The organism is Chryseobacterium sp. SSA4.19 (genome assembly GCF_022601875.1).
Classification (GTDB): domain Bacteria; phylum Bacteroidota; class Bacteroidia; order Flavobacteriales; family Weeksellaceae; genus Chryseobacterium.
Window position 1 is genome coordinate 1 of record NZ_JAKVIP010000045.1, and the last position, 12,081, is coordinate 12,081.

The 12,081-nt window shown below is 34.2% G+C and carries 9 protein-coding genes; 1 reads left to right on the plus strand and 8 read right to left on the minus strand.

Annotated features, from left to right (window positions below; genetic code table 11):
* Positions 1-127: 127 nt before the first annotated feature.
* The 7 genes from MKJ01_RS18285 to MKJ01_RS18315 form a co-directional block, all read right to left on the minus strand.
* Positions 128-943, minus strand: a complete 816-nt coding sequence (locus MKJ01_RS18285; protein WP_241615701.1) for a hypothetical protein — start codon at positions 941-943, stop codon at positions 128-130.
* The gene (locus MKJ01_RS18290) at positions 936-2,075 is read right to left on the minus strand and encodes a DUF3696 domain-containing protein (protein ID WP_241615699.1); all 1,140 of its coding nucleotides are present in this window, start codon (positions 2,073-2,075) and stop codon (positions 936-938) included. Before MKJ01_RS18290 ends, MKJ01_RS18285 begins: the two co-directional genes overlap by 8 nt.
* Positions 2,075-3,448 (minus strand): DUF262 domain-containing protein, encoded by a 1,374-nt coding sequence (locus MKJ01_RS18295; protein ID WP_241615697.1) that lies wholly within the window; start codon positions 3,446-3,448, stop codon positions 2,075-2,077. Before MKJ01_RS18295 ends, MKJ01_RS18290 begins: the two co-directional genes overlap by 1 nt.
* A gap of 241 nt (positions 3,449-3,689) precedes the next feature.
* Complete coding sequence (locus MKJ01_RS18300; protein WP_241615696.1) at positions 3,690-6,314, minus strand: SNF2-related protein; 2,625 nt, start codon at positions 6,312-6,314, stop codon at positions 3,690-3,692.
* 182 nt (positions 6,315-6,496) lie between these two features.
* Complete coding sequence (locus MKJ01_RS18305) at positions 6,497-8,872, minus strand: N-6 DNA methylase (RefSeq protein ID WP_241615695.1); 2,376 nt, start codon at positions 8,870-8,872, stop codon at positions 6,497-6,499.
* Positions 8,865-9,545 carry a hypothetical protein gene (locus MKJ01_RS18310; RefSeq protein WP_241615693.1) on the minus strand — a complete coding sequence of 227 codons (681 nt, stop codon included), beginning with the start codon at positions 9,543-9,545 and terminating at the stop codon, positions 8,865-8,867. The genes MKJ01_RS18305 and MKJ01_RS18310 overlap by 8 nt, the downstream gene beginning before the upstream one ends.
* A 69-nt stretch (positions 9,546-9,614) precedes the next feature.
* Complete coding sequence (locus tag MKJ01_RS18315) at positions 9,615-10,184, minus strand: hypothetical protein (protein ID WP_241615692.1); 570 nt, start codon at positions 10,182-10,184, stop codon at positions 9,615-9,617.
* Between the two features lie 143 nt (positions 10,185-10,327).
* Between MKJ01_RS18315 and MKJ01_RS18320 the strand changes: the two genes are divergently transcribed.
* Positions 10,328-10,486 carry a hypothetical protein gene (locus MKJ01_RS18320; protein ID WP_241615691.1) on the plus strand — a complete coding sequence of 53 codons (159 nt, stop codon included), beginning with the start codon at positions 10,328-10,330 and terminating at the stop codon, positions 10,484-10,486.
* 281 nt (positions 10,487-10,767) lie between these two features.
* Here MKJ01_RS18320 and MKJ01_RS18325 read toward each other — a convergent pair whose 3' ends face one another.
* Complete coding sequence (locus tag MKJ01_RS18325; RefSeq protein WP_241615689.1) at positions 10,768-11,808, minus strand: YhcG family protein; 1,041 nt, start codon at positions 11,806-11,808, stop codon at positions 10,768-10,770.
* Positions 11,809-12,081: the final 273 nt, after the last annotated feature.

Consider the following 12,081-nt stretch of genomic DNA (forward strand, 5'->3'; position numbering starts at 1 on the left):
ATTTTTGAAGAAAGGCTCAGATTATAAAATCTAAGCCCTGACTTTTTAACTTACACACTTTGTGGGAGAGTGTCGTTCCAGGTACTTAAGTTCAAACAGGTCTATAATATTACATATTACTTTTTGCTTAAAACCCAATATCATCCTTCGGTCCAATATATCCAATATAAACTTTACAATTTTCATCATGGGGATGATAATATAATCTAAAAAACTCTCTGCCAAAACTCCATTTTATGTGTAAGCTAAAAACTTTCTTCCCAATTCCAGGACAATCAAATGTTCTAAGTGCTTGTGTATTTTTAACTCTTGTGGGCGTATCGGGTGAATTATCTAAGCCTAAATTTTTATAATCAAAAACTCCCGTTTTCCATAAACTAGTAAATGAATCCAATCTCTTTAACTTCTGACTAATTAATGTAAATCTATCATCAGAAATTGATAGATGTGATATTTGATTCCAAACTCTATCACAAAAAACTAAATTAGGAAATAATATTTCTCTATTATCCCAAAATGTTTGAATCGTGTCAAAAGCAATTTGACTAATACAGTTATTCTTAAAATCACTAAAACTTTCAAGATCAATAATTTGTCGATTAGCTAAAATATTTGTTGTGCTAAAATCAAAACCTTTAAAGCCATTACAGTCATTTGTATAAAGCGTATCAAATTCTGTTTCATTTGCTATATCAAAAGGAATTGAGACAAATGAATCAAATAATTTGTAACTTAGATTAATATATTCTTTGTTTAATTGCCTTGGAATATCGTAAAAATTACCTAAAGAACAGGTCTGACACCAAAAGCCTTCATAACGGATAAAGGTATCATTACTTTTATCTTTATTTGTCACAACATCATTTAAAGCTTTAATTCCTTTTTCAAAATCCTCTATTGTTGCTACATTTAGGGCATCTTTAAATAAAAAAAAATTATTCATCTTTTTTTCTAAGATTAAATAGTTTAGCGTAATCAATTTGTGTTTGATCAAAAAAACCTTTTGGCCAATCAGAAAGTTCCCCTTTTGATGTTATCATAATGGGCTGTACATCTGGCTGAATAGCATTATCTTCACAATTAAAGAAATTGATAGTAATTTCTTCATGGTTAATCCTTTCTTCTGCGACAGCTATTTGAATTCCATTAATCAAATGATCACTATGTGTTTCTATAATAACATTTATACCAGCAGTTGCTACCATTGCTAAAAATCGCCCTATTTTAGATTGTGCAGAAGGATGTAAATGGGCTTCAGGATTTTCAACAATAAAATAAGTACCCTTCTTTGCTGTTAACCCTGTCGCCAAAATAGGAAGAATGTAACTAATTCCAAACCCCAAATTAGTTGAAAGAGTTGGATCGGAAATTGTAAATTGATTTTCAATTAAAATCTGGGCCGTTAAAGTATTAGGACTATTTTCAACCCTAATTTTCACTCCTTTCATAATGAAATCTAACCAAAAATTGACTTGATCTTGTAGATAATTTGATTGGGTATCGCCAAATCTCCTTTCATCCTCAACTTTAAAATAGCCATTTTCAAGTCCTAAAAGTTGTGCTGTTGTTTCTCCTTGCCAACCAGCATTCGGATAATCAAAAAACTGCATAGATTGGTTAATCCTAGGGCCAATCCTTTCTGCATTTAAATAATAAAATTCCTGCTTAAATATAGGAAAATTAACTGTTTCTGTCTTTGCAGGTGGTTTTGGAGTTAAATATAATTTTGAATCACGATTATCAACATCATAGGTTACAGAAATTTCCTCTTCCTCATTGAATAATCCTAAGACAATTTCATTATTTGAAGCATTTCTATTAAGTACAAAACTACTATTACCAAGTGCTAGACAATACACTCCGTTAAGAGGTACATCCATACCATTAACTTTATTGAGAACATATTTTCCATTTATCCATTCTCCACAATGCTCAATTGTTCGACGAAAATAAAGTAATGCTTGAATGGAAGTACTTTTACCATTTCCGTTAGCACCTGCCATTATAGTCAGTTGATTTATACTAATGTCTGTATCAACAAAACACTTGAATTGATTGATTTTTAAATAGTCCATTACGGTAAGATCGTTAAAATTAATTCATCTGCCGCTTTAAATGCTGCTTGAATATTGGCTTTTGCATTAGTGCTGTAAGAAAGATACATAAAAAGTTGCTGGTCATTAGTAACTTTTTCCGCTAATGGTAACGCAAGTGATTCAAAGTCTACTTGTTTTTTTAATTTGTTGGTATCAATACTACTTAACAAAACTGCCCAACTAACAAATAAAGCCTTATTAATTAATTGACGGTACGCCCCCTCACTTATATGATCAATTTTGCATTTTCTAAAAGAATATCTACCAAATAAATGATGAGCATTTTGCATTGCAGTATCAAATAAATTGATATAATGCGAATAAGTAAATTTTTTATCCTTACTTAATATTTCAGTCAATGTATTAAGCTCGGATTCTATACTTCCATTATAATTATTTAATGCCGGATCCATTTCAAACTTTCTATGAAATAAAATAAAACGCAGAGCAAGTTCTTGTGCCTCCATACGCACATCTTTAATACTATAACCAGTTGCCTCTTTAAAGCTTTGTAGATTGACCATCTTTCGTAATGTAGTTCGTAATTCGTCACTGGATAGACAGTTTCTAATTTCTTGTGCATTCAATGGCTGTCCTCCAGTATTGATTCTACGAAAAATATCATACTTTAATTTAAATGGTGAAGATGGATCAATTACATTAACCGTAATCTGTGTCATATTAAACCATCTATAATATTTTGCATCAATAGCTTTTTCAGGATTATCATGAGTGTAAATCTTTCCATTACACTTATCACCCAAATACTCTAATTTACGTAAATGAAACTCATTATCCATAAACTGTTTTATAGTACTTAATCTTTGTAACCCATCAACAACAGAAATCCTACCTTCATCATCTTGTGCAAAATAAAACATAGGTAATGGAATTCTCATTAGAATAGATTCGATTAATCTCGATTTTCTTTGATTGTCCCAAACGAGGTTTCTTTGAAAATCAGGGGTAAGATTAATATCACCGAATGTGATCATATCGTAAATTTGACGTAATGAAAAGGTCTTAGTATCTACTCTAATTTTATCAGGATCATATGGTGTACTGTCATCTTCATCATTTTCTGTATCTTCAGTTGTGAACTGCTTAGAGGGATTTAATTGGACTAAAAACTCTTCAAGAACTTCTTTTAATTCTTCAAGATTCTCTTCAAATTCAATCTTTTTTTCTAAGATTATTAATTCGTCGTCTTTTAATCTCAATTTTAAAATTATTTCTCCATCAACAATAGAAAACAACCTAAATGTGACACTTCCATCATTTTCATCTACTTTTTCAATATCTATTCTTAATAAAATATCTTCCTCATTATTAATTTTTATATTTATTTCCATATAGTTATATGCTATTTTCTATAAATTACATCATTTAGTAATACCAAAATTCTATAAGATTTTTAGGATCATTGATTTTCTCAAAATACTACTGTAAAAATACAAATTTTAATTCCATAGATTACATTAAAATGCATATCATTCAATAAACTTATAAGATTAAGATTATTATTGTTTTCATAATTTAGTAGCATTAGCCTTTTTAGATATCGTTGTTAATTTATCTCTCTTTTTCTTCCATCTACCTTTTTCTAATAATAGTCGGCACATTATCCAAATTAATTTTTTTTTCTTGATCCAAACTTATGTCTAAGGACTTTTTAACATCCACAATATTTGCAAAATTCACTATAAGTAATGGACTATAAAGGGTTTTATTCTCATTAGCTCTATCTCTTATATGATCTTTATCCTTATTAGTTTTCAGCTGTTCTTCTTTTTCCATCTTATATTGAGAAATTAAATTACCTTTTATCTCCGGAAGCTCTTCCAGTTTTTGATCCAGTTCTGAAATTTTATCCTCTGTAGCCTTGGTTTGCTTCTCAATTTCTGTAACATTCACCCCTTTTTCAGCTAAATTCCGGATTGCTTTTTGAACTTCTTCTTTTGCTAACTCTATCGTTTTTTGGTAAGATGGAAGCTGGTTTCTCCAATACTCTGAGTCCTCTCCTTCCTCTTTGGAGTACCCTAAAATCCTGTTATAACTATACTCTGCTTTGGTCACTCCCTCCTGAACTTTGATGAAATCCTCATATTTCCTTAATACAAAGGCACTATCCGCAAGGTGTTTGTTTTTCTCACTTTCTATCCGTTTTTTCATCAGTTCAATCTCAATATTAGCCCTTGTTTCTGGATTGGTAATAATTGATGTCTTGAGTTCCTGAGTACTGATATCCGAAACATCCAATACATCCGCTCCTTTTTTCAATGCTTCTAAATATCTTGCCTGCTTAGCCTGCAATTTTTGAAGCATAAAGACATCAATGCTGTCATTGGTCAGCATAAAATTGACACGGATATTTTCATTCCTGTTCCCTTGTCTCCATATTCGTCCTTCCACCTGCCGTAGAGAAGTGAAATTATAGGGTAAAGAAAGGAGATACAGATCGGTTGTATTTTCCTGAAGGTTCATGCCTTCCTGAATGGCTTCGCTGCCAATAATTACTTTTATTTTTCCAGAATTAAAATCATCCTGAATCTTTAGCCTACCCGGTTTACTGGTTGCTCCGGTAATCACTCCAATTTCATCAGGTTTATAGCCAATTTCCTGTACAAGATATTCTTTCAGCTTTGGAAATTTTGCAACGGCTAATTCTGAATAAATAATTTGTCCTGAATCCGGAATGTCTTTTTTATTCAGCCGGATCAGCTGCATCGTCTGCCTTAGCTTCGGAGAATTCTCTATAAATTCCTGTACAGAAGGTTCGTCTTCATCATAATAAGGTGATAAATACGGAGAAATGGCAATCAACCGAGCATTAAGGATATGAGTAAGGATGGCTCCTTTCTCTGTTTCACTAAAGCTTTCATTAAGTAAATCATATTGCTCTTTCGTCAGGTCATTTTGCTCAATTTTATATTCTTTGTTGATTTTGTTGGGACGCTTCAGTTCTGGATTGTCTTCTTCTCCTTTAATATCAATAAATTCCGATAACAATTGCTGAAACAGAGAATTATTCTTAAACCTCCGGACATTAGCTTTGAATTTCACATCACCTTTGGCATCTATTTCCATATCATTATCCGCCTCCATAAAGGTTTCAAAAAATGTATTGACATTGAAGTAACCAGATTCCTCCAAGCGTTTATTAGCAATCAGGGATAAAATGGAATAATACTCCAAAGGCTTATTAGTGAAAGGGGTAGCAGAAAGCAGTGTAACATTCCTGCCATCATTTTTGTCCTGAATGTATTGTGCTGCCATCCATGTATTGATTCCCAATTTGGAAGTCTGCTGGTTCTGGCTCCTGAAATCCGATGCAAATCTCCGGTCTTCTACTCTAACCTTTCCTACAATATGATTGGCATTATGGACTTCATCATAAGTAAGATGGTCAAAGCCAAAATCTTCCCAATCATAGATTTTACCACGCTTCATTTTTCCCTCCAGTTCTTTTCCTTTCTCCAGTTCTTTTCCTTTCTCCAGTTCTTTCTGAAAATCCCTTTCGCTAATGGAATTAACACTTTTTAGTTCACTTTCTGAAATGTAAGAAAATCGGGAAGCCAGCTCCTGAGTAATATTTTCAGAAAAACCAATGTTACTAAAGCCTTCATAGGTAACGATGGTAATCTCTCCGTCCTTATTATCAAACTTTGAGAGATCATAATCTTTACCGAGATTTCCCAGTATATTCACTTTCGCATGAGGAATGGTTTCAAAAATTGTTTCCACCCATTGTTTGAGAATACTTTCGTTCGGAACAACAATTAAAGGTCTTTTTGCATTTCCACGCTCCATAGCTTCGTGCATAGATAAGATTCCGGATAAAGTTTTCCCAAAACCAACCTCGTGAGCTAATAATCCAACTCCTTTCGTGGTTTGTCTTCCGATTCCTGCTTTCTGAACCTCGGTTAGTTTTAATTCTCTTCCTTTGAAATTAAGATGAATTTTAGAAAAAAGAGGGAATTTGGAATAATCAGGAACATGGATATTATTATAGTTTCTGTTAAAGTCTTTTACGAAACGTTGTCTTAATTCATCCGATAATTCTTCTCTCAGAAATTTATAAAACAAATCGTTAGCAGCAGCTTTTCTCCTCTCACGAACAAGAGCATTTCTTTCTTTATCACTTCCCGTAACGGTTTCATTATCCACAAAGCCTCTAACTTCCCATGACGATGAGCCCGCAAAGGCATCACTGGGCAAACTGCTTACAAAATCCTTAAATTTTTCTGCAAGTGTATAATTTTCCGTAACAGGCTCTGTACTTTTTGTACTTGAATTGTATCGTAACCTTTCAATAGTCCCTAAATTAAACTGATGAATGAATTCATGGTTAGGGCTGATATAAATTTCATCAAGGGATTTAGGCTTGGGTAAAACGCTTTCTAATAAGAATTTTTGCTTTTCGTATTGATTTTCCGTTCCCCAATAGCATATTTATCTGCAAAGTCTCTTTCTAATTGTTCCAACTTTGCACAAATATTCCCTTCGGCATAGTAAAAATCATGTACCCATTTTCCGTCTATATAGTTGGCAAATTGATAGTGCTTTCCTCGATTATGTAAAGTTCCGTCATATGAGGTCTCCCTGAAAGCTTCGACCTGTTCCTTTGAAAGCTCAGAGCTGTTTTGAAGTGATGTATTTACAATATCATCGGATTTGAGGAATTGATACTTTAGAACTCCTTTTTTAAGCTCCGGTTTGGTCTGAATTCTATACTCTGTAGTTTTTTCATTTTGAGACTGAATAATTTTCTCCGCTTTTTGGAGGATTTTATCAATTAGGCTTTGATCGAACTGCTTGGGCGTGTTGGCTATAAGAGATTGTATTTTCGAGTACTTCTCAATCTCCTTTGCAACTGCCGGAGATTTGAATTTTACAGCCTCAAGCGATGAAAGTACTTGTTCAACCTTTTCCTGAACTTCAGTAAGATCTATCTCACCAGGCTCAGAATCTGTAATTTTTTCCGGTTGAACCTCCGAAACCTTATTTTGTAAAGTGATTTTAGGTTCCTCTTCAGCTTCCAGGAATACATCTTCAAAAAGATTCCCGATTCTTTCGGTTTCTTTTTTGCCTCTCAGCTGTTCAATTTTTAATAAAGCTTCCTCTAAATTTCCGTGAACATAGTTTTCCTGACGTCCAAACCGATTGGTTTTCTGCCGGGTTTCACCCAGAATTTTCTCAGGATTATTTTCAAAATAGTAGGAAATATCTGTGGAAATCTTCTGAGGATCTTTATTAATAATAATAATATCCGTACCAATAGAGGTTCCGGCAAAAGCACCGCTGGGCAAACGGTATCCCTCCATCAATTCGGCATTTTTCAATTGGTTTTGACGGTTGAGCCAACCCGACGGAAGCACCATTGCCAGAATCCCACCGGGCTTTAAGGAATCTAAAGAGCGTTTTACAAAATAATCTTCATATTTTGATATTTTCGGCTCTTCGCCCAAACCTTTGTACAATCCCCGATGATCTCCGTAAGGTGGGTTACCAATAACCAGATCATATTTTTCGGAAAATTCTTTTTTGTCACCTTTCTCATCAATAAATTCAGTTTCAAAGGAACGAAGATGGATATCAGCTTCGGGATGAAGGATTTTTGCAATTTTTGCTGTGGTGTCGTTGATTTCAAAAGCCGTAATATTGGTTTTTACCCCTAGGTCTTTTGCAGCATAGATAAAGTTTCCTGTTCCTATGCTGGGTTCCAATACTGAAATTTCCTGATGGTTTTTAAACCGGTCTTTGATTAAATTGCGGACAGCGTCTACAATCCTTGAATCGGTGTAGTATTCATCTAAAATCCCCCTACCTTCCTTGGCTGTACCACCGCTTTTGAACTGACTACAAATATCTTTCAGCTCATCTGTCAGAATAAAATTTGCCTTTAGAGAAATTTTGTGATTCCCCGAAACAAAGCAAGCTGCGGAAACCACTTCCGCAACTTGCTCATTAGTCAGCTTCTGACCTCTATATTTTGAAATGAGAATATCTACATCCTCATTATTTTTATGGGATAAATCTAATCCTGATCTATCGGATAAAGCTCTCCCGGATACGATTCTGCCCACGGAATGTTTTCTTCCTTCATTTTCTTCATCATTCTGCGGTTGTGCTCCGTCAGTGGATCTGCTTCTTGTTCCTTCTCCCAAATCGCTCCACTTTGTCCCTTCAAATCCATTTCCAGCATGGTTGCTGCCCATAGCTTGTCCTCCCGGGTGATTTCCGTTTTGCCCGGATTGGCTTCTTTGGAGAGGCTTTCCAGAATTTCGTTCAGAAAGTTCGGATCCCACGTGCTGAGTGTTGGGAATTCCGTTTCGTTTATTATTAAGGTTTGCATCTTCTGAATTTTTTGGTTCGACTAAAATAGTATTTTTATTTTGAAGATCTAGTTTGTTTTCTAAATACTCACTTAGGCTTTGATTACCGTTTTCTGAGATTCCATATAAGGGACGGATGTCCTTTATATTTTTCCCGTTTAATTCATTAAGGATTTTCAGGGTCATCATATTTCCTATCCGATCTCCATCCAGGCAAAGGAATATTTTCCCCTCATAGTTCTGATACCTGTTAATAAACTTTTTGGTATTTGCACCGGAATGAAGGGCAACAAGGGTTCTGCTATTATTCTGATTATTTAATTTCAACAGTTCCAGAAACGAATCCCTGTCCTTACTGCTGTTAAAAACAATCAGTTCATTTTTATTCCCTTCTATTACGGAAATATCATCGATGTTATATGCTAGCTGATTTTCATTCACTTTCCCGTTTTTTTACAAAATGATTAAATTCAAATATTTCTTTCGCAGTATCATCCCAGTTTTTTCTGGGCAGTAATTGAAGCGTTACAAAAACGTCATCCTTTTTATTATAGGAATCAATACGTTCCAACCGTCCATGATAGTCTTTTTCTGCATGTCTGTACAGTGAATAAGGTAAAATGGTATCTGTCGGATACATATAGAATCTTGTATACGTCCAGGGAGAATTAATTTCAAATCGCTTGTATTTCTTATGGAATAAAACCGTGTCTGGCAGGTTTCTTCTGTTCCTGTAGTTGGGAATCCATTCTTTTGAAAACACAGCTCCCCCTTTCTTTTTCCAAACCAATAAAGGCTGCTGTTTCCTGGAAAGATCAGAAAAGATGAGATTACGTTCCATCAGGTTAATAGGATAACAGAGTGAATCCCTGATATAATACACCTGTCTGTTAATTTCAGGAAATGAAAGGTCCGGAACATATTCTATAAGCTGATCGTGAGAATAATTTATTTTCGAGACATGAAAACTCTGCATGTTGTCCAGTCCCTTGGACGCATCAAAATAGACATTGGAAATCAAATCAATTCCACCTTTCTCGGATTTGATTTCTTTGTGACAGGAACTGATAGTGAAAAGAAAAAGCAGGTATGGCAGTATTAAGTGTATTTTCATATGGATAGATTTTAAAAAAGCGGCAAATCATCATCAGACTTACCGCTTTCAGATAATAGGTAGAAAATTTTATCGTTTGATGCTTTGCTCTCTTACATTGGCTTTATCATGTTCTCTCTCATCCTCCAAACCCTGCAAAGGCTTGTTGGTATTGATCCTGTTCATATCCTGATCATACAGGTTCAGATTTTTGTACTGGGGATTAAGAACCGCTTCTCCTTCTATAACCCCGTCGTCCAATTCAAACTTCACCTTAACCACATTGCCTTTTTCCAAAGATTTTATCGTATTCTCCTTATATTCAGGCTTATCAAAGACCAGATTGGACTTTTCTACAATTTCAGCGGTATCAATACCATAGTTTTTATAAAAATTCTGGAAATTATAATTTCCTTTTTCTGTTTTAGGCTCTTTAAAATCAAGCTTGACAAAGGCAGGTTCCACCTGGTCTGTTTTCGGATTGTGAAATTCTATTTTCACAGAACGCCCTTCCAGAAGATTAACAGCCTCTTTAGCAGTAAAGGTGTTTTCTTTGCTCACATAAAAATTGTGGGAAAAACTTTCATCTTTTTCATTTTTCAGCGTTGCCAGGTAAGAATTAAAGAAAACACCTCCATTTTCGCTTTTATTGAATTTCAAAACAAAGTCTACGGTATTTCCGGGCAGTGCCGGTACTAGGTTTACGTCGATGGGCTGGTGTAAAAATTTGAAACATTGTAGTACGAAACCAGCCTAAACTTCAAAACTTTTGGAAAATCCCAAACCCAGTAAAAATTAAATCTATGATTGTACTTCTATGTATTGATTATTTTAGAAAACCCGTAAATTGGAATTACCCATTTATTCCAAGAATCGGAGAAAAATTATTTACGACAGATTTCTTCCCCCATGAAGAACTTAAAGAACCGGAAGATTATTTGGTTGTCACTGATGTGATTTAGCATAGAGAAAATACGGAATCGAAAGAATTGTGTGTAAGTTTACTATTAGATTACCAAAAATAAGGTAACCTCAAAAAAGATGAAAAAAAATAAGCTTTATATTTTCGTAATAATAGCAATAATTATCTTATTTCTGATCTTTATTTTTGAGTATGAAAAAGGAGTAGAAATAGGAACCTGGGGAGAAAATAGATAGATTAACTGGGGATGGGACTTTGGATTTTGATAAAAATTAATCTCACAAAACGATGTGTAAAAGCTATGAGAAGTTTTTTGACCTTTTATTGTTCTTCGTCATTGTTTTTGTCAAGCTGCTCAATATTTTCTTTTACCAATTGTTCCAATTGGTAGGTGGCAACCCCTAGTGGTTTATCCATACCCCGCATTGCATATTCTACTTTTATATTGCTTTTTGATGCACAAAGTAATAATCCGATCGTAGGTTCATCGGTTGGGGTTTTAAGCTTATCATCTATGGCACTGATGTAAAAATTAAGCTTCGAGATATATTCGGGTAAAAACTCTCCTGCCTTGAGCTCAATAACAACATACGCATGTAATACCGTATGATAAAAAAGTAAATCTATTTTGTAGTCCGTATCATCAACTTCAACCGGATACTGTCTGCCTACAAAGGCAAAACCTTTTCCCAGCTCCAATAAAAAGTCAGTAATTTTATGGGTCAGAAGCTTTTCTATTTCAAGTTCTTTTACTTTTTCAGAAAGCATTAAGAAATCAAAATGATAGGGATCCTTAAAAATACTATTTGCTAGATCGGATTGATATTCTGGTAGAGTTTGTTCAAAATTATGGATTGCCTTCCCTATTCTTCCATATAAATTACTCTGAATTTGTAGCAGCATCACATTTCGGCTCCATTCATTTTTGACGGTTTCTATGATATAAAAAGCTCTTTCTGCTGTATTCTTCACTTTGGTTAATAGACTGATATGATGATACCATGTAATTTGTGCAAGTGGCACTTGCACAAGTTCACCACCAGATTGTGCAAGTGCCACTTGCACTATTGGAAATTCCGGATATGCTTCTGCAAAAGCACGCATATATTTGAGATTTCTAACAGAAAACCCTTTACTTTCAGGAAAATTCTTAGCCAAATCTGATGCTAGAAGGTCAATAATTTTACTCCCCCAACCATTTTGTTTTTGCTTTTCAATGATAGAATTTCCGATTTCCCAATACAGGGTCAATAATTCTGCATTGACCTTTAAAGCTGCCTGGGTTTGGGTAAACTTTATTTTATTGGCTATAAAAGCTGTCCAATCCAGGTAATCTTTATGATAGATAATTTCATCACCCATATAAAAGCATATTTTTATCCTTACAAAGATAACAAAAAGACTCTGGCTGTAAATTGTAACAAAGCAATAAAAGCCTACAAACTACCCGATACACAGAAAAATTAACAATAAAGAATTGCTATTGATTGATATTTCTTTCTTATCACAAAATTTCTCTATCATTACCAAAATTTATATGACAATTTAAGATTAAAGTTTTAAGACACTCTCCCACAAAGTGTGTAAGTTAAAAAGTCAGGGCTTAGATTTTATAATCTGAGCCTTTCTTCAAAA